Origin of the sequence: Nonomuraea sp. NPDC050202, from assembly GCF_040656115.1 — a bacterium.
In the GTDB taxonomy this organism is placed as follows: domain Bacteria; phylum Actinomycetota; class Actinomycetes; order Streptosporangiales; family Streptosporangiaceae; genus Nonomuraea.
In genome coordinates, this window is the sequence record NZ_JBFALF010000022.1 from 114,128 (window position 1) to 137,733 (window position 23,606).

A 23,606-nucleotide genomic window follows, 5' to 3' on the forward strand; every position below is an offset into this window, starting at 1 on the left:
AAGCCTTTCAGCGGCGGCGCCGCGAGCCATCGGGAGCACGGGCGATCCCGCGGCGCCAAGCGGTTGAGCCGCCGATCAACCGATCGGTTGATGTGCCGCCGTCCCGGTCCGGCCGGTCCCTGGCACTGCATAGGGTCGGGGCAGAACGGACAGGGAGGGTGATGAGGGAGCGCGTCTGGCTCAACTGGGCCATGCATGCGGGCTTCTACCTGCTGCTGGCCGCCTCGGCATGGAGGCTGGTGTCCCGGCACGGCATGGTCGCGCAGACCGTGACGTCGCTGGCCGTCTGCGCCGTCCTCGCGCTGGCGTACCTGGCCGGCATGGTGTTGTGGAGCCGGCTCGGGCGCGGGCGGCTGGTCTGGCTCGGCTGCGTGGCGGCGGTCTGGCTGGGGCTGGTGGTGCTCGCGCCGTCGTTCAGCTGGTGCGCGGTGCCGCTGCTCTTCCTGTGCCTGCGGTTGCTGGACGCGCGCGCGTTCGCGGTGGCCGCGGCGGCGCTCACGCTGGTGGTGATCGCGGCGCAGACCAAGATCGCCCAGGAGATCGACCCGAGCCTGATCCTCGCGCCGATCGGGATCGCCGCGATGACGGCGGTGACGTTCTGGGAGCTCCAGCGCGAGAGCGCCGCCCGTCAGCTGCTCATCGACGACCTGATCGCCACCCGGGAGACGCTGGCCGGCTCGCGGCACCGTACCGGCGTGCTGGAGGAGCGCGAGCGGCTGGCCAGGGAGATCCACGACACGCTCGCGCAGGGGCTGACCAGCATGGGCATCCTGCTGCAGGCCGCCGACCGCGTCTGGGCCACCGACCCCGAGCTCGCCCGCGCCCACGTACGGCGGGCCGCCGCGGCCGCCGCGGAGAACCTCGACGAGGCCCGCAGGTTCGTCCGCGACCTGCGGCCGCCGGGCCTGGACAACGGGACGTTGCCCGAGGCGCTCGCCCGCCTCTGCGCGAGCACCGGCGGCGACGGCGGCGGGCCGCGCGTGCGGCTGAGGCTGGAGGGCGAGCAGTACCCGCTGGAGCCCGGCGCGCAGACGGCGCTGCTGCGAGTCGCACAGGGCGCGCTGGCCAACGTCCGCGACCACGCAGGCGCCGAGAGCGCCACGGTGACCCTGTCCTACCTGGACGGCGAGGTCACGCTGGACGTCTTCGACGACGGGGCGGGGTTCGCCGAGCCGGCCCCCGCTCCCGGACGCGGATACGGCCTGCGCGCGATGCGCGAGCGGCTGGACGAGGTGGGTGGCGTCCTGATCGTCGAGAGCGCCCCTGGCGAGGGCACGGCGGTCGCGGCCAGGGTCCCCGTCCGGCCGTCCGGAGATCCGCACGGGCGGGAGGGGGCGCGGTGAGGCTGTTCCTGGTGGACGACCACCCGGTCGTCCGGGCAGGCCTGGTGGCGCTGCTCGGCGGCGAGGACGACGTCGAGATCGTCGGCGAGGCGTCCGGCGCCGACGAGGCGCTGAGCGGGATCGCCGCGCACCGGCCCGACGTCGTGCTCATGGACCTCCAGCTCGGCGACGGCATCGACGGGGTCGAGGCCACCCGCCGGATCCGGGCGCTGCCCTCACCGCCGCAGGTCCTGGTCCTGACGACGTACGAGACCGACGCGGACGTCATGCGCGCCGTCGCCGCGGGGGCCACCGGGTACCTGCTGAAGGTGTGCCCGCCGGAGGAGCTGTTCCAGGGCATCAGGGCCGCGGCCAGGGGCGAGAGCGTGCTGTCGGCCAAGGTGGCGGCCCGGATGATGCGGCGGCTGCGCGACCCGGGCCCGGCGCTGAGCGTGCGGGAGGTGGAGATCCTGGAGCTGCTGGCGAGCGGCGCGGGCAACCGCGAGATCGCCAGGCGGCTGTTCATCACCGAGGCGACGGTCAAGACCCACCTGGTGCACATCTACGGCAAGCTCGGCGTGGACACGCGTACCGCCGCCGTCACCGCCGCCGTCGAGCGGCGCCTCATCAGGCTGCCCTGACCTGCGCGGTCACGTCGCCGATCGCGTGGACGGCCAGGTGGCTAACGCTCCCGGTCCAGGCCGCGCCGTTCACCGTGGAGGTGACCGCATCGCAGGCCCGCGGATGAAGAGGTGGCACGCGGCGGGCCGCACAGGCGACGGCAGGACGATGTAGAGAAGCGGCCGGCGGCTACGACCTCCAGGCGAGCGGGCCCGTACCGGGGCGCCGCCAGGAGGAGGAAGGCGAAGCACGATGACCAAGGTCACGGCACAGCTGTCGGTGTCACTGGACGGCTTCTACGCGGGCACCCGGCACAGCGGCGACGGAGACTGGACGGACTCGGCGGAGGCCGCGGGGTTCTTCAGGATCACCCGCTGGATGATCGACGCCATGTCCTGGCGCGAGCGGCAGGGCTTCGCCGGCGGCGAGCAGAGCACGAGCTCCGACCTCGTCGCCGAGTCGTTCGAGGCCGCCGGCGCCTACGTGATGGGCCGGCGCATGGCCGACGGCGGCGAGGTTCCCTGGGGGGAGGAGCCGCCGTTCCGCGCACCGGTCTTCGTCGTGACGCACCGCCCCCGCCAGACCCTGGTGCGCCGGGGCGGCACCAGCTTCACCTACGTCACCGACGGCATGGCCGCCGCCGTCGAGCAGGCCCGCGCCGCGGCCGGCGGCAAGAACGTCGCCATCGCCGGCGGCGGCAGCCTGGTACGCCAGGTGCTCAAGGCCGGCCTGCTGGACGAGCTGGACCTCCACATCGTCCCCGTCGTGCTCGGCACCGGGATGCGGCTGTTCGACGCCGATCTCGACCTCGCCGGCAAGGAGGCGATCGAGCTGACACCGACCAGGGTCGTCCACACCCCGGACGTCACGCACGTGCGCTACACGGTCAACGGCCGCGCGGCACTCGTGCTCGACGACCGCGGAAGCGGCACCGGCCGGCCGATGCCCGCGAGCCCGGACGAGCCGAAAGCCGAGCCGTAAGCCGAGCCGTAAGCCGGGGCGGGGATCGCACGCGGCGCGCAGGCGGCCCCTTCGGCACGGGTGTCTTGCCGTTCGGAGCCAGGTGCCGGGCGGGCGGCGGGCGCTCGCTGGTGCCGCCGGACCAAAAACGCGTTGCCATGGATCCCGGCAAAACGTAAGGTTCTACGCTCGTGATCACAGTGGTTGAGCGAGTTCTCCCTGCCCGGCTGGGGACAGGGTTCAGGTGGTTGCTGGCCTCGAGCTGGCTGACGAACCTCGGTGACGGGATCGCGGCCGCGGCGGGCCCGCTGCTGATCGCGACGTTGACCCGCGACCCGCTGCTGATCTCGCTGTCGGCCCTGGTGAGCTGGGCGCCTCCGCTGCTGTTCGGCCTGTACGCGGGCGTGCTGTCGGACCGGTACAACCGGCGCGGCATCGTGCTCGTCGCGAACGCGGTGCGGGCGGTGGTGCTGGCGGCGCTCGTCGCGCTGATGGTGACCGGCACCGTGACCGTGGCGACGGCACTGGTGGCGCTCACGCTCCGGTCCATCGCCGAGGTGTTCGCCGACAACGCGACGGCCACGCTGACTCCCATGATGGTGAACAAGGACGATCTCGTCATCGCCAACGCCCGCCTGGGCACGGGGTTCATCACGCTCAACCAGCTCGCCGGGCCGCCGATCGGCGCGGCGCTGTTCGGCCTGGGCCTGACCTGGCCGTTCGCAGGCCAGCTGCTCCTGGTGGCGGCGGGGATCGTCCTGGTCTCCCGCATCACGCTGCCGCCGCACGGCCGGCAGGCCGGCGATCCCGCGCCCGACACCGTCCGGGAACTCCTCGCCGGGTTCACCTGGACCGTCCAGCACGCGGCGGTCCGCACGCTGGCGCTCACCATCCTGATCTTCAACTTCACGTTCGGCGCGGCCTGGTCGGTCCTCGTCCTCTACACCCAGGAGCAGCTCGGCCTCGGCGCCATCGGGTTCGGCCTGATGACCACCCTCGGCGGGATCGGCGGGTTGATCGGCACCGGCCTGTACGGGGCCATCACCCGCAAGGTGAGCCTGGGCGCCCTGATGCGGATCGGGCTCATCATCGAGACGCTCACCCACCTGGGGCTGGCCCTGACCCACTCGCCGTGGATCGCCGGAGGCATCTTCCTGGTCTTCGGCGCGCACGCGTTCATCTGGGGCACGACCTCGGTCACCGTCCGGCAGCGGGCGGTGCCGCGCGAGCTGCAGGGCCGGGTGGGCAGCGTCAACACCATCTGCGTCTACGCCGGCCTGGTGGTGGGCTCGTTGATCGGCGGTGTCCTGGCCACCCACTTCGGTGTCGCGGCGCCCTTCTGGTTCGCCTTCGCTGGCTCCGCGGTGTTCGTGGTGCTGCTGTGGCGGCAGCTCATGCTCATCGCCCACGACGACTGAGGGCAGGGAAACGGCGCAGCGTGGCGGCGGGGTCACGGCTTGCGTTCGAACCCGTGTGCCCTTCCGCCGATGCGCCGGAAGGGCCCGTTGGTCGCTGGTCAGGTCATGGCTCGGGGGCGGCGCGCATGGCGTCGGCGATCCAGGTGTAGGGGAGGGAGCCGGGGTCCTCCTCGGTCGCGGTCCCGTTGATGAGCGCCACCAGGGACAGGTACCGGCCGTGGGTGGCGTCGTAGACGGGGCGCTCGGAGGTGGCTTCCTCTTCGGCGATCCGGCGGAGGATGTCGGGGATCTGCCGGTATCCGTCGGCCATCCGGTCGCGGACCTCGGGGGTGAGCGGTGTGCCGGACAGCGCGGTGGCCGCTTCCATGAAGCGTGTGACGGCCTGTTGCGCCCGGGGGGAGCAGGGGGAGTGCCCGGCCCGGTGCGCGGCGAGGAGCTCTTCCACGAGCGGGGCTCCGCTCTCGTGCATGAACTCCTGGAACGGCTCGGTGGCCAGGACCCGGGCTTCCGGCGCGGAGTAGGTGTCTTGCAGGTAGGTGCGGACCGCTTCGCGGAAGGCCGGGTCCGACACCAGGTCGCCCAGCTCGATCCAGGCTTCGAGCTGGGCGGCCGTGGGGTCGGCGGGCAGGACGGGGCGCATCGCCCGCAACCGGTCGACGAAGCCCTCGGGGACGTCGAGGTCCTGGCCGACGTCGTTCCAGAAATCGTCGATGGTCCGTTCGCGTTCCTCGTCGGTCATCGAGACCAGCTTGTGCATCAGGTCGGCCTGCGCCGTCGTGCCGCCCTGTCGGATGAGGGTCCTGAGCACGGCCCGCCTGGCCCGCAGGGTGCGCTCCTGGCGCTCGACGATCTCCAGGTGCGTGGTGAGCAGGTCGTGCAGGGTGGTGCCGCCTTCGAGCAGGCGGCGGATCTCGTCCAGGTCGGTGTCCAGCTCACGCAGGGTGCGGACGAGTTCGAGCCGGGCGATGGCCTGGATGTCGTACATCCGGTGGCCGGCCTCGTTCAGGCCCGTGGGGGTGATGAGCCCGGTGTCGGCGTAGAAGCGGACGGCGCTCACGCTCAGGCCGCTGCGGCGCGCGGCGTCCCCGATGGGGTACAGGTCGTGGTCGTTCATGGGACCACTGTGGTACCTCAAGCTGCTTGAGACGCAAGCGGTCTCTGGACGGGCGGTCGTGCGGGGAGCGGTCAGTCCGTGGGGAGTCCGACCGCGTTGGCCGCGTCGGCCTCGAAGTACTCCGTGGTGGCGAAGGGGCCGGCATGGTCGTCGAAGAAGGTCCTGACGGCGTCGACCGAGTCGTGGACGATGACGTTCACCGCCTTGCTCCCGTCGGTGCTCGCCACCGACATCGTCCATGTGGCGCCGCTGGGGAGGTGGCCGTACGCCTGCTTCAGGGCGTCCCAGAAAGCATCGTGGTCGGAAATCGTGGAAACGGCCATGACGTGCATCGTGGCGCCCTTCTCGTTGATTCTCGGATGTACTCGGCAGTTGGTGTGCAGGTACTGTGCGGAGCCGTTCTTGAAGTCGTAGATCGCGACGGTCTGAGGGTCTTCGAGCGGATCGTCCGAAGGCATCAAGAAGTGGGTCTCGCTGATCGGGAGCAGCTCGTAGTCGAGCTTTTCCGGTTTGTTGAGGAGGTGTGCCTCCATGGGGTTGAGGGTGAATCTCAGGTGGAGCCTTCCGCGTTCGGCCGCCACCTCGTAGCGGGTGCCGGGGCGCTCGTAGGAGCCTTCGTACCTGGACAGGTCGAGGGCCGGGGCCGGGTCGGGCTCGGGCAGGTCGGGGATGGTGACCGCGCCGAGTTCGGCCAGGATGTGGTTGAACACCTTCCGGTAGAAGCTGTCGCGTGGCCCGGCGTTGGCCAGCATCGAGATGGCGATGCCCGCTTCCGGCAGGATCCGCAGGCGGGCGCTCTGGCTGACCGTGCTGCCGTCGTGGGCGTAGACGGTGTGGCCGTGCCAGTCGCACACGATGAGGCCGAGTGCCCATTCCGGTCCGAACAGGTACGGGTCGGGGACGGGGACGCGCGACTGCGTCATCTCGCGGATGATGCCGGGTGAGACGATCCTGGTCCCGTTCGGGGCCGTTCCTTCGTCGATGAAGACGCGGGCCATGGTGAGCAGTTCCCGGGCTGTGGTGTTGACGTTGCCGCCGGGGCCGAAGGAGCGCGGCAGGTGGGCCAGCGGTGAGGGGACGGGGCCCTCGTCGAGGGAGCGGATGAGGTATCCGGTGGCGGCCCGGCGCTGGTCGGCGTGCTCGTGCCGGCTGGTCGTCGAGGTCAGTCCCAGGGGGTCGAACAGGCGGGCCTTCATGATGTCGTCCCACCGCTTGCCGTCGGTCACCTCCATGATGCGGGCGAGGACGGCGTAGCCCAGGGCCGGGCTGTAGCCGTGGGTGTGGCCCAGGGGGTGGACCTGGCGGGCGCCGGCGATGTTCGCCACCATGCGCTCGTACACGTCGTCGTCCTCGCCCGGATCTCCGTAGTCCTCCTCGATGCCGCTGGTGTGGTTGAGGAGGTGGCGGGGTGTGACCTTGGCGCTGACGTCGGGGTCGGCGACCCGGAAATCAGGCAGGTAGGTGCGCACCGGCTCGTCGAGGGCGGCTTTCCCCTCGTCGACGAGCTGCATGAAGGCCAGGGCTGTCCAGGTCTTGGACACCGAGCCGCACTGGTAGATGGTGTCGGGCGTCGCGGGCTCCCGCGTGGAGATGTTCCGGACGCCGACGGCGAAGTCGGTGATCTCACCGTCGGCCAGGATGCCGATCGCGGCGCTCGGGATGCGGTACTCCGCGAGCAGCTCGGACAGGCGCGCTCGCATGCGGGTCACGTCCAAAGTTGTTGCCATAAGGATTTCCTCGTCCAGCCGATTCTTTCCAAGTGCGAAAAGGCTACGTTGCGTTTCAAGATTCGTCAACGAAAAACTCTTGTAAAGGGCGGTTGTACTGGGTTTTCGCGTCAATCGTTGCAATGGTATTGTCGATAAATGCAATTCGCACCGACCAGTCGTTGCAATGTACTGTTGGTGAACGCACTCCCGGATCGACAGAAGGCGAGCTGATGCCCGGAGGCAGGCTGACCCACGAGGATCGCCGGCAGATCGCGAGCTGGCTGGCCGACGGGCTCGGATACGCCGAGATCGCCAGGCGGCTGGGCAGGCCCACCTCCACGATCAGCCGCGAAGTGGCCCGCAACAGCGCGCCCGGCGGCTACCTGGCCGACCGCGCCCAGCAGGCCGCCGGGCAGCGCGCCCGCCGCCGCAGGCCCGCGCAGGCCGCGGAGCCACCGGCCGGCGGGCGGCCGGCCGAGGCCGTGCGCGGTTTCGTGGAGCAGTTCGCCGCGCTGCTCGTCGGGGTCGGCCTGCCGCGGATGCCCGCCCGGGTGTTCGTCTGCCTGCTCACCTCCGGGTCCGGGAGCCTGACGTCCGCCGAGCTCGTACGCCGGCTCCAGGTCAGCCCGGCGTCGGTGTCCAAGGCCATCGGCTACCTCGAGGAGATGGAGCTCGTCAGGCGCACGCAGGAGTCCGGCCGCCGCGAGCGGTACGTCATCGACGACGACGTCTGGCTCCGGGCGTTCAAGGCCGACACCGGGGCGCACGCCGAGGTCGCGGCGGCCGCGCGGCGCGGGATCGAGATCTTCGGCGCCGGCACGCCCGCCGGTGCCCGGCTGGGCAGGATGGCCGGCTTCTTCGCCTGGATCAGCGAGCAGATGAACGGCAGCGGCCTCACCGACGCGGCCGTCCGCGACGCCCTGACCGTGCTGGCCGCGCTGGTGCACGCCGCGCGGCCGCTCTCCGTGGACGAGCTCGCCACGGCGCTGGGCTGGCCGGTTCAGCGGGCGGCCGGCGCCCTGGACACGATCGGCCGCCGTGCAGCCCTGGCCGATCCGCTCACGGTGGAGCGGGCCGGGGACGGCACGTTCGCCGTCACCCCGAGGGCGGACCGGCTGAGCGCGGCACAACGCGCCGCGCTGGCCGCCGGTCCGCGCCCGGCCGGGGAGGCCCGCAGCTGACGGCCGGCCGGCGGGAGCCCGCCGGCGGCCGCATCAGCCATGGCATAAAACAGTGATGAATTAACAAAGCGGATTTGGGGCGAACTCTCGGGATATATTCGGATATTGGGGACAAAACGCTAGCCGATGTCCTCCGCCCCTCCGGAAGGGAGGTGATCTCCGAGCCCGTGCAGCGCACCGTACGTCCATCGCTTCCGCTCGAGAAAGAGATCACCACATGCCTGGCAACAAGGGAGTCGTGTACGAAGGCCCGGGCAAGGTCGAGGTTCACGAGATCGACTACCCCGGATTCGAGCTCAGGGACGGCCCGGGGGTGAACCCGGCCAACGTCGGGCGCAAGCTGCCGCACGCCGCGATACTCAAGACGGTCGCGACCAACATCTGCGGCAGCGACCAGCACATGGTCCGCGGCCGGACCACCGCGCCCCAGGGGCTCGTCCTCGGCCACGAGATCACCGGTGAGGTCGTCGAGACCGGTCCCGGCGTGGAGTTCGTCAAGACCGGCGACCTGGTGTCCGTGCCGTTCAACATCTCCTGCGGCCGGTGCCGCAACTGCAAGGAGGGCAAGACCGGGATCTGCGAGCACGTCAACCCGGACCGGCCCGGCTCGGCGTACGGGTACGTCGACATGGGCGGCTGGATCGGCGGCCAGGCCGGGTACGTGCTGGTGCCGTACGCCGACTGGAACCTGCTGAAGTTCCGGGACAAGGACCGGGCGATGGAGAAGATCCTCGACCTGGCCATGCTCGCGGACATCTTCCCCACCGGTTTCCACGGCTGCGTGACCGCGGGCGTCGGGCCGGGATCGACTGTCTACATCGCCGGCGCCGGCCCGGTGGGGCTCGCCGCGGCCGCCTCGGCGTTCCTGCTGGGGGCCGCTGTCGTCATCGTCGCCGACCTCAACAAGGAGCGCCTGGACCAGGCGCGCAGCTTCGGCTGCGAGACGGTCAACGTCGCGCTCGGCGATCCGAAGGACCAGATCGAGCAGATCCTGGGCGAGCCGGAGGTCGACTGCGCCGTGGACGCGGTCGGCTTCGAGGCCCGCGGGCACGGCCGCGAGGCGGAGATGGAGCGCCCCGCCACCGTGCTCAACGCGCTCATGGACGTCACCAGGGCGGGCGGCGCGATCGGCATCCCCGGCCTGTACGTGACGGGCGACCCGGGCGCCTCCGACGAGGCCGCCAAGCACGGCTCGCTGTCCATCCGCATCGGCCTCGGCTGGGCGAAGTCGCACGCTTTCGCCACCGGCCAGTGCCCCGTCATGCGCTACAACAGGCAGCTCATGCAGGCGATCCTGCACGACCGGGTGCAGATCGCCAAGGCCGTCAACGCCACGCCGATCTCCCTGGACGAGGCGCCGCGGGGATACCGGGAGTTCGACGAGGGCGCGGCACGCAAGTACGTGCTCGACCCGCACGGCCTGCTGCCCCGCACGCCCTGACCGATGGATCAGGCCGGGTGAACGGGGGCCGGGCCGGCTCCGGTGGCGATGGCCGGCCACAGCACCGCCACGACCCGTTCGGGGATCTCCTGCTGGGGCTCGCCGGCGTAGAACGCGGCGAAGTAGCTGCCGAAGCACAGCAACGCGATCGTCCGGACGTCGAGGCCGGCGTTGACCGCCCCGCGCTCGCGCAGGCGCTCCAGGACCTGCTCCACCAGCGCGACGCGGGGCTCGACGGCGTGCTTGCGCAGGATCTCCAGCAGCTCCGGGGTGCGGGACGCCTCGCCGGCGAAGTTGCCCATGAGGATCATGGCGTCGGGGTCGAAGGAGGCGGGGTCGAGCCGCCGGACGGCCTCGACCAGCGTCTCGCGGGGTGTCAGCGCGGACGGGTCGACGGCGTACATGTCGCGCTGCTTGCGGAAGCCGTGGTCGAGCGCGTCCACCACCAGGTCGAACTTGTTCTTCCAGCGGCGGTAGAGGGTGGGCCGGGTCACCTCGGCCTCGGCGACGATGTCGCCGATCGTCATCCTGGAGTAGCCGTCGCGGGCGAGCAGCTTGCGGGTGGCCAGGATGATGGCCTCGTCGATGGCCGCGTCGCGTGGGCGGCCACCGGCGCTGGCGCGCCCGGCCTCAGCTTCACCGCGTGCCGGCCGTGTGCGGCCCATCGCCCACCTCCCAGGATGACCCGGTTACGTTACAGATCGTAACTGTAACAGAAGGAGGGGAGACGAGAGGGAGGGGATTACGTTACGAGCAATATCTGTAACGTAACCTTGAGAGGAGAAGTCAGGTCATGAGCAGCACAGACCCCCTCGCGGAGCCGGCCGGGGCCGGGATGACCACCGGGCTCGACGGCGCCGCCTGCGGCGAGCGGCTGGTGGCGGGCGAGTGGCCGTCGTGACGCCGCAGGCCACGGCCCGGCGCCTGCGGCCGTACGGAGGCGACATGCCGCCCCTTGCCCGCCCGGGTTCGGTCCGGGCCCGGTGCACGCTGATCGCGGCCCTGTTCGCGATGTGCGTGCTGGTGGTGCTCGGCGCGACCGTGGACCTCGCGATCCGCTGGCGGGTCCAGTCCGACGCCTTCCGCCAGGCCGAACGGGTGGCGAGCCAGTGGAGCCCGATCGCCCGTGACGGTTACGTGCCGCACCCGATCCCGGCCAACCCGCCCGTGGATCTCATCCAGGTCGTGGACGCCCGTCATCGGGTCGTGAAATCCAGCCGGGAGGCCTCGGCGACCGTGCCGCTCAGCACTCTGCGGCCGCCGCCGGACGCGCGCTTCCAGCCGCGCACCGAGTGCCCGCCGCACGGCAGGTGCATCCTGCTGCAGGCCATCCGCCTGTCCCCGGCGCCGGACGCGAGCGTCGTGTACGCCGGCATCCCGGAGCCGGACCTGCTGGCCACGCACGATCTGGAGTACGCCGTCGCGGCCGGGACCGCCGTGTTCACCGGCATCGCGGCCTGGACCGCGTGGGTGCTGGTGGGGCGCGCGCTGCGGCCCGTCGAGGCGATCAGGGCCAGGATCTCGCAGATCACGGTGAGCGACCTGAGCCTGCGCGTCCCGGTGCCGACGGGCAACGACGAGATCACCCGGCTGGCCACCACCGCCAACCACACGCTCAGCCAGCTGGAGGGCGCGGTGGAGCAGTTGCGCCAGTTCGCCTCCACGACCAGCCACGAGCTGCGCACCCCGATCGCCGGGCTGCGCACGCAACTGGAGGAGGCGCTGCTCTATCCCGGGGACGTCGATCCCCGCGAGGCGCTGCGCAGCGCGCTGGCCACGGCCGGCCGGCTGGAGGCGATCGTCGACGACCTGCTGCTGCTCGCCCGCCTGCGGGCCGCCGACCCGTCGCCTCCCGAGCGCATCGATCTCGGCGAGCTCGTCGCCGCCGAGGTGAACGCGCAGCCGGGCCCCGTCCCGGTCCGCGTCCACGCGCCCCGCGGGCTGGAGATCCGCGGCTCGCGCATGCAACTGATCCGCGTGCTCGCCAACCTCCTGGCCAACGCTCGGCGGCACGCCGAGTCCGCCGTCGAGGTCAGCGTCGAACCGGCCGATGACGGGGTCGCGGTCACTGTGGCCGACGACGGGCCGGGCATCCCGCCCGCCCACCGGGAACGCGTCTTCGAACGGTTCGTCCGCCTCGACGACGGCCGCCGCCGCGACCCCGGAGGCAGCGGGCTCGGCCTGGCCATCTCCCGCGACATCGCGCACTCCCACCACGGCACCCTCACGGCCGAGGACTCGCCGCGCGGGGCCAGATTCGTCCTGTGGCTGCCGCTCGTCAGCGGCGGCCCCGGGCACTGACCACCCCCGCACGCACCGACCGCTCCTCACCCGCGCCTGATCGCCGTCGCGGGCACCACGATGGCCATCTAGGGTTGCCAAGCGAACCAGCTGATCGGAAACCGAGGCCGGCGAACCGCGTCAGGCAAGCAGGCCGGGCGTGCGGTCGCCGTGCCGGGGAAGGAGCCGCGCATGATCACCGATCCAACGATCCTCCGGATCGGCCACGGGGTGGAATTACACCACCACCAGGGCCGGCGTGAAGCCGCTCGCGACGTGTTCGCGCAGATCTGGGACGACATCGGCGGCGAGCAGGGCGATCCGCTGCACGTGTGCGTCCTCGCCCACGCGATGGCGGACGTGCAGGACGACGCGCACCAGGAGCTGACGTGGGATCTGCGGGCGCTCGCCGCCGCCGATCTGGTCACCGACGAGCAGGTGGCCCAGGCCGGGGTGACGCTCTCCGTGGCCGGCCTGTACCCGTCGTTGCACCTCAACGTGAGCGAGTGCTACCGCAAGCTGGGCGATCTCGGCCGCGCCCGTGAGCACCTCCAGCAGGCGCGGGCCACGATCGGCGCGCTCGGCGACGACGAGTACGGGCAGCTCATCAGGGGTGGCCTGGAGCGGCTGGCCGAACAGCTGGGGGAGCCCACCTGACCGCGCTGTGAGCCGGATCACGGTTGAGGTTGACCTTGGGTCAGGGTGGAAGCTCGGCGCAGCGGCACGACGCCGCCCCGGACACCACTGATTCAAAGGATCGAGCCACCATGACGATCACCCTTTCCGGCCAGGACAAGAGCATCCTGCGCACCGCCGCGTACGGCGCCGTGTCGCTGATGGCCGCCGCAGGCGCCGCCGGCGAGCCGCACAAGATCGCCGCCCACGGCGGCATCGCCCTGGGCTCGGCCACCGGCCTGGTCGGCCACGTGCTCGCCGAGCACCCCAGCGGCAGGGACCTGGCCGGCACGTCGGTGGCCGAGCTCGCCGACCGCGTGCTGCCGGCCCTGACCGCGGCCATGAGCCTGCTGGACAAGCAGGATCCGGCCGAGGCCGGCAACTTCCGCGACGCCGTTCTCATCGCTGCCGAGACCGCCCAGGCGCAGCAGGGCCGGCCGAGCCCCGCCTCGGCCGCCATGGCCCGCAAGATCACCGAAGCCCTCGGCGCCGCCGGCGGCGGGGCCGGGCCGGCGGCGACCGCCGGGCAGGACCGCCCGGAGCTGCGCAGGGCGATCGAGGAGATCGTCGATTCCGGCTTCCTCGGGGTGTCGCTGCGCGTGCACGACGAGCGGGGCGAGTGGGCCGGCAGCGCCGGGGCGGCCGAGCTGGGCGGGGCCGGCAGGCCGCCGATCGACGGGCACGTCCGGATCGGCAGCAACACCAAGACCTTCACCGCGACCCTGGTGCTCAACCTGGTGGCCGAGGGCAAGGTCGAGCTGGACACCCCGGCGGCCGACTACCTGCCCGGCTTCGGGCTGGACGAGCGGATCACGGTGCGGATGTTGCTGCAGCACACCAGCGGGCTGTTCAACTTCAGCGGCGAGGTCCACGACGACGGGACCGTCGTGCCGGGGATCCCCGTCCCCTACGGCCCCACGGGCAAGGAGTGGATGGACAACCGGTTCAAGGCCTACCGGCCGCGGGAGCTGGTGGAGCTGGCGCTGTCCAAGCCGGCCCGGTTCGAGCCCGGGACGGGCTGGAGCTACTCCAACACCAACTACGTGCTGGCCCGGCTGCTGGTCGAGCAGGTCACCGGCCGTCCGGTCGCCGAGGAGATGCGGCGGGTGATCCTGGAGCCGCTCGGCCTGTCGGGCACGGCGGTGCCGGACGCGTCGCCGGAGATCCCCGCGCCGCACGCCCACGCCTACTACCGGTACGCGGACGCCGGCGAGCAGCGGACGGCCGACGTCACCCGCCAGAACCCGTCCTGGATCTCCAGCGGCGGCGACATGATCTCGACCACCCGCGACCTGCACACCTTCATCTCCGCGCTGCTGGGCGGCAAGCTCCTGCCGGCCCCGCTGCTGGCCGAGATGTGCGCCCCGCACCCGACCGGCATCCCGAACATGGACTACGGCCTGGGCGTGTTCGTGCTGACCACGGACGACGGCGCCACCGTCATCTCCCACAACGGCGCCGCCGTGGGCCACGCGGCGCTGATGTACAGCACACCCGACGGCAGCAAGACCCTGACCGCCGCGCTGAACTGCGTGGACGACGCGGACCTGTCCATCGCGGCAGCGTTCCAGAACGCCCAGCGAAGGCTCCTCGGCGAGGTGTTCCGCGGCGGGCAGGCCGATCCGGCTCAGCGGGCGGACTGAGCCCGCGTGGCCGCCGGGCCGGACCCCACGGCAGGATGTGGCAGGTGAACGGAGTCACGATCGGGCAGGCGGCGGCCTTCGTCGGCGTCACGGTGAAGACGGTGCGGCACTACCACAAGCTCGGCCTGGTGCAGGAGCCGGAGCGCGACAGCTCCGGCTACCGCAGGTACGGATCGGCCGGGCTGCTGCGGCTGGTGCAGGTCAGGACGCTGGCCGCCGCCGGGGTGCCGCTGGCCGAGACCGGGCCCCTGCTCGACGCCGACACCGCCCAGTTCGCCGCCGCGCTCACCGGCGTCGAGCGGCAGCTCACCGAACGCATCGAGGAGCTGACCGCGCGGCGTGACACGCTGCGCCGGCTCGCCGACGGAGACCGGACCCTGCTGCCCGACCGCGCCGTGGCGCTGCTGGAGCGGCTGTCCGGCCTCGGCTTCTCCGCGGACGAGGTCGCGGCCGCCAGGGAGGGCTGGGTGCTGGCCAGGGCCCTGGTCCCCGAGGGCTTCGACGACTACCTCACCCACGTCGAGCACGCCCTCGACGACACCCGGTTCGTCGAATTGATCAAGCGTGGCGCCGAGGCCGCGGCCTGGGAGCCGGACGACCCGCGCCTCGCCGAGCTCGCCACCGCCATCGCCGACCACTTCCTCGCCCATCCGGCGCATCTGAAGATCGTGACCGGTCTGCGCGCCCGCACCGAGGCCGGGACCCGGTACAAGCTGCTCGCCCTGCACGGCGAGGAGCAGGGATCGGCCGGGGCCCGCGGGGTCGCGCTCGTCGAGACCAAGCTCCGCGCCGCCGGCATCCCCATCCCCAGACCGGACGCCCACTGACCGCGCCGGACCCCAGATCAGACGCGGAACGTGGACAGGGGAGCCGTGCAGAGGGTCTGCTCGGCGCCCCACTCCTCGAACGTGCTGACAGGGCGGAAGCCGAGGCGGGCGGCGAGCGCCAGGGATCGTTCGTTCGCGCTCTGGGTCACGAGCAAGACCGGCTGGTCGGGGAGCTCGACGGCCGCGGCGCGCAGCGCGGCCGTCGCGGCCTCGAAGGCGTACCCCGCGCCCCATGCGCCGCGCCGCAGCACATAGCCCAGCTCCAGTTCCTCGCCGTCCTCGGTGACGTGCCCGGGATGATCGTTCGACCGGCGGCCGAGCATCAGCGTGCCGAGGAAGCGGCCCGTCGTGCCGTCCGCGATGACGAAGTTGCCGGGCTTGGAGGCGCCGGCGGTCACGACCGTGTCGAAGTGCTTCTCGACGTCGCCGCGCGGCCGGGGGCCGCCGAGGTACGCCTGCACCTCGGGATCGGTCATGAGCTCGATGAATCCTTCCCGGTCGGCATCGCGCACCATGCGAAGCAGGAGCCGTTCCGAGAGGACTTCCGTGGCGGACAGCGTGCGCGATGGGCTCATAAGCGCATGATCATAGAACACCGGGGGCTCCCATGCCTGTGGTGCTTCCGATACGCCGGCCAGGGAACCTGGCGTCGCGGTCAGCCTGTGGCAGACGGGTACGGAGCTTGCAGACTCCACACCCGCACCTTGCCGTCGTCGCCGCCGGACACCGCCACCGGGCGGCCGTCCAGCAGCCCGACCGCCACCGACTCGATCAGGCCCCGGTGGCCGAGGAAGGGGCCGCCGAGCTGCGTTCCCGCGGCGAGGTCCCAGACGCGCACCGTCCCGTCCCTGTAGCCGCCGGTCCCCAGCACGCCGGTCAGCCGGTAGGCCGAGATCCGCCGGGGATCGCCCTCGGCCAGCGGGCGCGGATCGGATGTCGCGGCTCCCGCACCCGGCTCCACAGGTGAACCGTACAAGATGGGCCCCCGTCGAGGACACACCCGGCGCGACGGCGGCCGGCCCCATCCGCGAGGCCTGGACCGCCAGGAGAAGCGGCCGTGACCTTTCTGGAACTTGGGTCTTGTGTAAGGCGCGATGTCAATTTAGGCTGCGCCGCAAGTTAAGAAACCTTCCTAACCCGGTGAAGCCGAGACGGCCTTCCCGCCGACGAGGACGGCGGTCGCGCCGATCCGCCCCTGCCTGTCCCCCCGAAGAATCGGAGTCGTACGTGAGGCGAAGTGCAGTAGCGAGGATCTTAACGATCGTGGCCGCGCTGACGCTGCCGCTGGCGGTGCCGTCCGGCGCGAGCGCGGCCGGCGCGCGGCAGGCGGCGGCCGACCCCCTGGTGTCGCAGGGCAAGGCCGTGACGGCCTCCTCGGTCGAGGCCGCCGGCCTGGAGCCGGGCAAGGCGGTGGACGGCAGCACGTCCACGCGCTGGGCCAGCGCCGAAGGGGTGGACCCGCAGTGGATCCGGGTGGACCTCGGCTCCGCGTACAACGTCTCGCGGGTGCGGTTGACCTGGGAGGCCGCCCACGCCACGGCGTACCGGGTGCAGACCTCGCCCGACGGCTCCACCTGGAGCGACGTCCACTCCACCACCGCCGGCGACGGAGCGGTCGACGACCTCACCGTCACCGGCACCGGCCGGTACGTCCGCGTGTACGGCACGCAGCGCGGCACCCCCTACGGCTACTCCCTGTGGGAGCTGGAGGTCTACGGAACCCCCGCCGGCGGCGGAGGCGGCGGCACTCCCGTGCAGGCGAACGGGCAGTTGCGCGTGTGCGGCATCAAGCTCTGCAACGAGAACGGCAAGCAGATCCAGCTGCGCGGCATGAGCAGCCACGGCATCCAGTGGTACAACCAGTGCCTCAACACCGCGTCGCTCGACGCGCTGGCAGGCGACTGGAAGGCCGACGTCCTGCGCATCTCGATGTACATCCAGGAGGGCGGCTACGAGACCAACCCCCGGCTGTTCACCGACCGCGTGCACTCCCTGATCGAGATGGCCACCGCCCGGGGCATGTACGCGATCGTGGACTGGCACATGCTCACCCCGGGTGACCCGATGTACAACCTCAGCCGGGCCAGGACGTTCTTCACGGAGATCGCCCAGCGGCACAACGGCAAGAAGAACGTCCTGTACGAGATCGCCAACGAGCCGAACGGCGACGCCGTCACGTGGTCCGTCATCCGCGACTACGCGCACCAGCTCATCCCGGTGATCCGGCAGTACGACCCCGACGCCCCCGTCCTGGTCGGCACCCGGGCGTGGTCGTCGCTCGGCGTCTCCGGCGGCGGCGACGAGACCGAGATCGTCAACAACCCGGTCAACGCCGCCAACATCATGTACACGTTCCACTTCTACGCGGGCTCGCACGGCACCGAGTACCTGAACACGCTGTCCCGGGCCGCCGACCGGCTGCCGATCTTCGTGACCGAGTTCGGCACCCAGAGCGCCTCCGGTGACGGAGCCAACAACTTCACCAGGTCGCAGCAGTACCTCGACCTGCTGGCCCAGAAGAAGATCAGCTGGGTGAACTGGAACTTCTCCGACGACTTCCGCACGGGCGCCGTCTTCACCACCGGGACCTGCCCGAACGGCCCGTTCGCCGGGACGGGCAACCTCAAGGAGGCCGGGGTCTGGATCCGTGACCGGATCCGCACCGCCGACGACTTCTGACGCTGGCCGGGCGCGGGGAAGGCGCTCCGGTGGCGCCTTCCCCGCGCCTTCCCTGCTCCCGTCCCGGCGCCCGCCCCTCCCTGTCCCCGCGCCTGCCCAGCGCGCGGCCGGCCTCACAGGCCGCTCCAGAACTCGGACAGCACGCGGCCGGGCCTCCCGAGCGGGGTGCTGAAGCATCCACCAGTGACCCAGCTCGCCCGCGGGAGATCAGGCCATGGCCAGCAGCGTCGCCTGCATGAGCGTTCTCAGCACGGCGAAGCCCCGGCCGAACAGGGGCGCGGGGATGCGCGCCATGCGCAGCGACTGCGCCCAGACGGTCATCGGCGCGCTGAACATCCCGAGAACGAGGTATCCCGCGGCGACGCCGAGCGTGTGCGGCGCGGCCAGGAGTGCCAGGAAACCGGTGGCGGTGATGGGCTGCCCGAGCTGCCCGGCCGTCATGCCGAACCCGCAGAACGTCCGGCTGTTCCCCACGGCGGCCGCGGCGCAGGTGAACGGGTTGTGGGCGTGCAAGAGGTGCCGTCCCGACGCCGCCCCCGGCGTCGCCGGAGTGGAACACGCGCACGGACCTGGCCGGGCGGGCCATGCGGCTGATCGGCGGCGCGTTCCCACGACCGTCGTGACCGGACGGAGTCGGCACGTTCGTACAAGTCTCGCCGGGACCCCACGGAGCATCCTGGGGGCGGACGACGCGTTCCGACGAGAGGGTCACGATGCTCAACCTGTCGATCATTCTGGAAGACAGCGCCCGCAACGCTCCGGACCGCACCGCCCTGGTCTTCGGCGACCTGCGCCTGCCGTACTCCACGGTGGACTCCGTCGCGAACCAGGTGGCCGGCCTGCTGGTGGCGCGGGGGATCGGCAAGGGCGACAAGGTGGCGCTGCTCTGCCCGAACGTGCCCTACTTCCCCTTCGTCTACTTCGGGATCCTCAAGGCGGGGGCGACCGTGGTCCCGCTCAACGTGCTGCTGCGGCCGCGCGAGATCACCTACCACCTGGACGACAGCGACGCCAAGGCGTTCTTCTGCTTCGAGGGCACCGCCGAGCTGCCGATGGGGGCGCACGGGCGGGAGGGGTTCGACGCCGTCGAGGGTTGTGAGCACTTCTTCGTCCTGCCGGCCACGCCGCTGGCCACCGAGTCGGAGCACGGCGAGTCGTTCTGGGCGGCGCTGGACGGGATGCCGGGGGAGTTCGAGACGGTACGGACCGGGCCCGAGGACGTCGCGGCCATCCTCTACACCTCCGGCACCACCGGCCAGCCCAAGGGCGCCGAGCTCACCCACGCGAACATGCTGATCAACACCATGGTCAGCGACGCGATGTTCCCCACCGATCCCGAGGGTGACGTCTCGCTCGCCGTGCTGCCGTTCTTCCACTCCTTCGGCCAGACCTCGGTCATGAACGTGAGCCTGCGCCGCCGCGCCACCCTCGTGCTCCTGCCGCGCTTCGAGCCCGGCCAGGCGCTGGAGCTCATGCGCGGGGAGAAGGTGACCATGTTCGCCGGGGTGCCCACCATGTACTGGGCGATGCTGTCGAAGATCCACGCGGATGGGGCCGAGGTGCCCACGACGTTGCAGGTGGCGGTTTCGGGGGCGGCCGCCTGCCCGGTCGAGGTGCTCAAGGACTTCGAGGCCACGTTCGGCATCCCGATCCTGGAGGGCTACGGCCTGTCGGAGACGTCGCCCGCGGCCTGCTTCAACCAGCTCAGCCGGCCCACCAAGCCCGGCACCATCGGATTCCCCATCTGGGGAGTGGAGATGCGGCTGGTGGACGGGGACGGGAACGTCATCGAGGGCGAGGGGCCGGGCGAGATCGCCATCCGCGGGCACAACGTCATGAAGGGGTACTACGGGCGGCCCGAGGCCACGCAGGAGGTTCTGCGGGACGGCTGGTTCCGTACCGGTGACATCGCCACCCGCGACGAGGACGGCTACTACGCGATCGTCGACCGCACGAAGGACATGATCATCCGGGGCGGCTTCAACGTCTACCCGCGCGAGGTGGAGGAGGTGCTGATGACGCACCCGGCGGTCTCGCTGGTGGCGGTGGTCGGCGTGCCCCACGCCTCGCACGGCGAGGAGGTCAAGGCGTACGTGATCCCCTCTCCCGGCGCGCGGGCGAGCGAGGCCGAGCTCGTCGCCTGGTGCAGGGAGAACATGGCGGCCTACAAGTACCCGCGGATCATCGAGTTCCGTGAGACCCTCCCGATGACCGCGACCGGCAAGATCCTCAAGCGCGAGCTGCGTTAGTCACGCGCCGGAGTCAGGGCAGCCAGTCGATCGCGGCGGCGAGCTCGGAGGGCGCGTTCCCGAAGGTACGCCGGAAGGCCCGGGTGAAGTGCGGGCCGTCGGTGAACCCGGCGGTGTGCGCGGCCGCCGTCAGCGTCTCCCCGGCGGCCACCCGGTCGATGGCACGCCGCAGGCGCAGCCACCGCACGTAGGGCCGCAGCGGGATCCCCACGTGCGCGCTGAACAGGTGCGCCAGCCGGCTCGGCGACAGGTGGACCGCGTCCGCCACCGCTCGCAGCCGTACCGGCCCTGCTGGCAGGAGCGCGGGGATCACGGCGATCGCCGCCTCCACCGCCGGATGGAGCAGGACGTCTCCGGCGCCGCTGTGGCCGCTCCACGCCTCGACGGCCCGCAGCGCGCTCGCCGCCTCGGCCGAGCGCGCGTGACCGGCCGGCGGGTCGGCGAACATGAGCGGCCGAGTTCCCCGACGGCCCTCTGACGGTGAGCTCTCGGGTGGCGGGCCCTCTGACGGCGGGCCCTCCGACGGCAGATTCTCGGGCGGCGGGCTCATTGGCCCGGGTTCGATCGGGGAAGGGCCGTGGACGGGCAGATCGCCGGTCTGCGCGGCGGACGGCGACCAGGTCGAAGCCCTCGGCCCGGTGCCGGAGCGCGCGAGCAGGGACCGGCCCGGTGAACTGCGCGGATCCAGGTGGACGAGCAGGGCTTCGCCGGCCCCGGCCAGCACCGTGTGGCCGGTGTCGGGCGGGATGACCGCGATCCGCGTGGTCAGCCGTTCGCCGTGGGCGTCGGCCATGGTGAAGGGCTCGGTGGCGACGATGAGCTGGACCGCGTGGTGCGCGTGCAGCTCGTTGCTGCCGACCGCGCCGCCGTACAGCAGCAGGCCGGGCCGCAGGAGACACCAGCCGCGCCAGGGATGCGACATCACACCGCCTCGCGGCCCCGCGCGGTGAACCACCGCTCCTCCTGCGGCCAGGCGGCCCGTGGCAGCACCCGGTCATGGGTGCCCGGGCCTTCCACAGCCCGGGGCCGCTCTCCGGGTGACCCGTGCGGCGCGTGAGCGGTCCCGGTCATCGCGTGAGGCGTACCGGCAGCGAGGTGAGACCGTGCATGAGCATCCCGGGCCGCCAGGCGAGCCGCGATTCGGGCACGGCGAGTTCGAGGCCGGGGTAGCGGCGCAGCAGATGGCGGAAGGCGATCTCCGCTTCGACCCGGGCCAGCGGCGCGCCCAGGCAGTAGTGGATGCCGTGGCCGAAGGCCAGATGCTGGGCCGGCTTCCTGGTGACGTCGAACTGGTCGGGCCGCTCGTACTGGGCGTGATCGCGGTTGGCGGCCAGCAGGGAGACCAGGATGAGCTGCCCCGCCGGGATGTCGGCGTCCCCGATGGTCACCGGCTCGGTGGTGAAGCGGAGAGTGGAGGTGCTGATCGGGCCGTCATGGCGCAGCACCTCCTCGACCATGTCGGGGATCAGGCCCGGGTCGTCGCGCAGGCGGGCGAGCTGGCCGGGATGGCGCAGCAGCGCCAGCATGCCGTTGCTGATCAGATGGACCGTGGTCTCGTGCCCGGCGACCAGGAGCAGCCAGGCGGTGTCGACCAGTTCGGTGGCGTTCATCCGTCCGGCCTCGTCGTGCATCTGGACCATCGCGCTGATCAGGTCGCCGGCAGGCTCGGCCCGCTTGGCCGCGCACAGCTCCCGCAGGTAGGCGAGCGTTTCCTCGACCGCCGCGACCACCTGCTGGGGATCCTGCGCCGAGCCCTCGATGGTGATGCCGGACAGATGGATCATCCGCGGCCAGTCGCGTTCCGGGATGCCGAGCAGTTCGCCGATGACCATGGCGGGCAGCGGTACCGCATAGTCCTTGAGCAGGTCGAACTCGTCCCCCAGCGCATCGAGCAGCCCGGAGCTGATCTGCTCGATGCGGGGGCGTAACGCGCGGATGCGTCCCGCGGTGAAGGTCTTGACGACGATGCGGCGCAGCCGTTCGTGCTTGGGCGGGTCCGAGAAGAGCATGTTGTCGGGAACGACGGCCGCCGCGCCACTGCTGTCGCCGCCGGCCACCTCGTTGGCCTTCATCATGCCGGGGTTGCCCGGGAAGTCCTTGCTGACGCGTGGGTCGGTCAGCGCCGCCCGGACGTCGTCGTATCGCGTGACCAGCCACACCTGGACGCCTTGGGGGGTGGTGGTGAGCGTCACCGGCTCTTCCGCGCGCAGCCTGGAGTAGACCAGATGCGGGTCATGCAGGTAGTCCTGATCGAACACGCTGTTGATCACGGGTTGTCCCTCCGCCATGCCGGTCTCCTCCTCCTGACCCGGCTCACCGCCGGGGGAAGACGCGCTCGTTCCGAAAGCTCGGGCGCGGGCCCACCGCCGCCCGCGTCGCGTAGCGGGCGCGCGGTCAGCCCGCGCGGCCTCCGAAGCCGGTCAGCACCTGCTCGGCCTGCTCCATCATGTCCCTGACGATGTCCGCGGCCGGCTTGATGTCGTGGATCAGGCCGACGCCCTGCCCCATCAGCCACGGCATCTCCTCCCAGTCGGCCTCCGTCTCCGGAACCGCCAGCAGCAGGCCGAACTTGCGCACCGCCGTCTCCCGCCCCTGGACGACCGTGGTGCCGACCTGCTCCAGGGAGTCGGCATCGGCCGGGATCTCGTCCTGCCGGTCGTCCCACTCGGCCACCACGCGGTTGCGCTGCAGCCGCATCGGGTTGAAGCTCGGGAACTCCGGGCCGAAGACCGACGTGAGGACCGCGCTGTCCCCGGTGGCGTCGACCAGCCGCCGGTGGTGCTCGGGGTGCACGTGGGCCTCCCGCGAGGCGGCCAGCCGGGTGCCGACCCACACGCCGTCCGCGCCGAGACACAGGGCGGCGGCCACCTGCCGGCCGTCGGTGATGCCGCCCGCGGCCAGGACCATCGCGCGCTCGCCCACGGCGTCCACGACGGCGGGCACGTTCACCATGGTCGGCAGGCCGCCGTAGTTGTGCCCGCCGGCCTCCCAGCCCTGGGCGATGACGAGCTCGGCCCCGTCGTCCACGGCGAGCCTGGCGGCGTCGGGGGAGCCGACCTGCTCCCACACCGACACCCCGGCCTCGTGCAGCAGCTTCAGCCGGTCCTCCGGCGGATGGCCCCAGTGGAAGGAGACGATCGGAACGCGTTCCTCGGCGCACACCTCCACCTGTTCCGGGGTGGCGAAGAAGGTGATGAGGTTGACGTTGAACGGCCTGCCCGCCGTACGGTCCCTGACCTCGCGGATGGTCTCCCGCAGCTGGTCAGGGGGCATGAGCCCGGCCCCGACCGCGCCGATGCCGCCGGCGTTGGTGATCGCCGCGGCGAGGTCGGGGGTCTCGCCGACGAAGGCCATGCCGGCGCAGGCGAACGGGTAAGGGGTGGCGTACTTCGCCGTAAGCCTGGTGGACAGCACGGACATGGCGGCGTCCTTCCTCGAGACTTCTCCGCCCATTGTGGTCCATGCCGGGCGGGTCGCAAGCAGGTCG

At 71.6% G+C, this 23,606-nt stretch carries 22 protein-coding genes and 1 pseudogene; 13 read left to right on the top strand and 10 right to left on the bottom strand.

The genetic code is table 11. The annotated features are described in order from the left end of the window. Window positions 1-161: 161 nt before the first annotated feature. The 4 genes from AB0I79_RS41280 (at window position 162) to AB0I79_RS41295 (ending at window position 4,321) form a co-directional block, all read left to right on the top strand. The gene (locus AB0I79_RS41280; protein WP_357885423.1) at window positions 162-1,343 is read left to right on the top strand and encodes a sensor histidine kinase; all 1,182 of its coding nucleotides are present in this window, start codon (window positions 162-164) and stop codon (window positions 1,341-1,343) included. Further along, window positions 1,340-1,963, top strand: a complete 624-nt coding sequence (locus AB0I79_RS41285) for a response regulator transcription factor (RefSeq protein WP_357885425.1) — start codon at window positions 1,340-1,342, stop codon at window positions 1,961-1,963. The genes AB0I79_RS41280 and AB0I79_RS41285 overlap by 4 nt, the downstream gene beginning before the upstream one ends. A gap of 232 nt (window positions 1,964-2,195) precedes the next feature. Continuing rightward, entirely contained in the window at window positions 2,196-2,924 is a 729-nt protein-coding gene (locus AB0I79_RS41290) for a dihydrofolate reductase family protein (protein WP_357885427.1), read from the top strand. 170 nt (window positions 2,925-3,094) lie between these two features. Beyond that, entirely contained in the window at window positions 3,095-4,321 is a 1,227-nt protein-coding gene (locus tag AB0I79_RS41295) for an MFS transporter (RefSeq protein ID WP_357885429.1), read from the top strand. Between the two features lie 103 nt (window positions 4,322-4,424). Here the strand turns inward: AB0I79_RS41295 and AB0I79_RS41300 are convergent, their stop codons facing one another. Both AB0I79_RS41300 and AB0I79_RS41305 read right to left on the bottom strand, forming a co-directional pair. Continuing rightward, a complete protein-coding gene (locus tag AB0I79_RS41300; RefSeq protein ID WP_357885431.1) occupies window positions 4,425-5,435 on the bottom strand; it encodes a MerR family transcriptional regulator in 1,011 nt (336 codons plus the stop codon). 71 nt (window positions 5,436-5,506) lie between these two features. After that, entirely contained in the window at window positions 5,507-7,135 is a 1,629-nt protein-coding gene (locus AB0I79_RS41305) for a serine hydrolase (protein WP_357885569.1), read from the bottom strand. A 239-nt stretch (window positions 7,136-7,374) separates the two neighbouring features. Between AB0I79_RS41305 and AB0I79_RS41310 the strand changes: the two genes are divergently transcribed. Continuing rightward, the gene (locus AB0I79_RS41310) at window positions 7,375-8,325 is read left to right on the top strand and encodes a helix-turn-helix domain-containing protein (RefSeq protein ID WP_357885433.1); all 951 of its coding nucleotides are present in this window, start codon (window positions 7,375-7,377) and stop codon (window positions 8,323-8,325) included. Between the two features lie 217 nt (window positions 8,326-8,542). Next, on the top strand, window positions 8,543-9,766 hold the full coding sequence (gene fdhA / locus AB0I79_RS41315) for a formaldehyde dehydrogenase, glutathione-independent (protein ID WP_357885435.1): 1,224 nt from the start codon (window positions 8,543-8,545) through the stop codon (window positions 9,764-9,766). Between the two features lie 8 nt (window positions 9,767-9,774). Here the strand turns inward: fdhA and AB0I79_RS41320 are convergent, their stop codons facing one another. Further along, a complete protein-coding gene (locus AB0I79_RS41320; RefSeq protein ID WP_357885437.1) occupies window positions 9,775-10,431 on the bottom strand; it encodes a TetR/AcrR family transcriptional regulator in 657 nt (218 codons plus the stop codon). Between the two features lie 280 nt (window positions 10,432-10,711). Between AB0I79_RS41320 and AB0I79_RS41325 the strand changes: the two genes are divergently transcribed. The 4 genes from AB0I79_RS41325 to AB0I79_RS41340 all read left to right on the top strand — a co-directional run bounded on the left by AB0I79_RS41325 (window position 10,712) and on the right by AB0I79_RS41340 (window position 15,191). Then, window positions 10,712-12,067 carry a HAMP domain-containing sensor histidine kinase gene (locus AB0I79_RS41325; protein WP_357885439.1) on the top strand — a complete coding sequence of 452 codons (1,356 nt, stop codon included), beginning with the start codon at window positions 10,712-10,714 and terminating at the stop codon, window positions 12,065-12,067. A gap of 171 nt (window positions 12,068-12,238) precedes the next feature. After that, a complete protein-coding gene (locus AB0I79_RS41330) occupies window positions 12,239-12,703 on the top strand; it encodes a hypothetical protein (RefSeq protein WP_357885441.1) in 465 nt (154 codons plus the stop codon). Between the two features lie 110 nt (window positions 12,704-12,813). Beyond that, window positions 12,814-14,364, top strand: coding sequence for a serine hydrolase domain-containing protein (locus tag AB0I79_RS41335; protein ID WP_357885443.1), 1,551 nt, complete (start codon window positions 12,814-12,816; stop codon window positions 14,362-14,364). Between the two features lie 44 nt (window positions 14,365-14,408). Beyond that, complete coding sequence (locus AB0I79_RS41340) at window positions 14,409-15,191, top strand: MerR family transcriptional regulator (protein WP_357885445.1); 783 nt, start codon at window positions 14,409-14,411, stop codon at window positions 15,189-15,191. A gap of 17 nt (window positions 15,192-15,208) precedes the next feature. Here the strand turns inward: AB0I79_RS41340 and AB0I79_RS41345 are convergent, their stop codons facing one another. Both AB0I79_RS41345 and AB0I79_RS41350 read right to left on the bottom strand, forming a co-directional pair. Beyond that, a complete protein-coding gene (locus AB0I79_RS41345) occupies window positions 15,209-15,766 on the bottom strand; it encodes a GNAT family N-acetyltransferase (RefSeq protein ID WP_357885447.1) in 558 nt (185 codons plus the stop codon). A gap of 80 nt (window positions 15,767-15,846) precedes the next feature. Further along, entirely contained in the window at window positions 15,847-16,152 is a 306-nt protein-coding gene (locus tag AB0I79_RS41350) for a hypothetical protein (RefSeq protein WP_357885449.1), read from the bottom strand. A gap of 302 nt (window positions 16,153-16,454) precedes the next feature. Between AB0I79_RS41350 and AB0I79_RS41355 the strand changes: the two genes are divergently transcribed. Beyond that, entirely contained in the window at window positions 16,455-17,870 is a 1,416-nt protein-coding gene (locus AB0I79_RS41355; RefSeq protein WP_357885451.1) for a cellulase family glycosylhydrolase, read from the top strand. 207 nt (window positions 17,871-18,077) lie between these two features. Here AB0I79_RS41355 and AB0I79_RS41360 read toward each other — a convergent pair whose 3' ends face one another. Beyond that, entirely contained in the window at window positions 18,078-18,311 is a 234-nt protein-coding gene (locus AB0I79_RS41360) for a hypothetical protein (protein ID WP_357885453.1), read from the bottom strand. Here AB0I79_RS41360 and AB0I79_RS41365 point away from each other — a divergent pair. Further along, window positions 18,292-18,466 (top strand): annotated as a pseudogene (locus AB0I79_RS41365) (Ada metal-binding domain-containing protein); the annotation flags it as partial. The gene AB0I79_RS41360 and the pseudogene AB0I79_RS41365 overlap by 20 nt on opposite strands. A gap of 117 nt (window positions 18,467-18,583) precedes the next feature. After that, on the top strand, window positions 18,584-20,119 hold the full coding sequence (locus AB0I79_RS41370; RefSeq protein ID WP_357885455.1) for a long-chain fatty acid--CoA ligase: 1,536 nt from the start codon (window positions 18,584-18,586) through the stop codon (window positions 20,117-20,119). 13 nt (window positions 20,120-20,132) lie between these two features. Here the strand turns inward: AB0I79_RS41370 and AB0I79_RS41375 are convergent, their stop codons facing one another. From AB0I79_RS41375 to AB0I79_RS41390, 4 genes are all read right to left on the bottom strand, one after another. Beyond that, a complete protein-coding gene (locus tag AB0I79_RS41375) occupies window positions 20,133-21,041 on the bottom strand; it encodes a helix-turn-helix transcriptional regulator (RefSeq protein WP_357885457.1) in 909 nt (302 codons plus the stop codon). Continuing rightward, entirely contained in the window at window positions 21,041-21,190 is a 150-nt protein-coding gene (locus tag AB0I79_RS41380; protein WP_357885459.1) for a hypothetical protein, read from the bottom strand. The genes AB0I79_RS41375 and AB0I79_RS41380 overlap by 1 nt, the downstream gene beginning before the upstream one ends. Beyond that, complete coding sequence (locus AB0I79_RS41385) at window positions 21,187-22,407, bottom strand: cytochrome P450 (protein ID WP_357885461.1); 1,221 nt, start codon at window positions 22,405-22,407, stop codon at window positions 21,187-21,189. The genes AB0I79_RS41380 and AB0I79_RS41385 overlap by 4 nt, the downstream gene beginning before the upstream one ends. 106 nt (window positions 22,408-22,513) lie before the next feature. Then, entirely contained in the window at window positions 22,514-23,539 is a 1,026-nt protein-coding gene (locus AB0I79_RS41390; RefSeq protein ID WP_357885463.1) for a nitronate monooxygenase, read from the bottom strand. Window positions 23,540-23,606 lie beyond the last annotated feature (67 nt).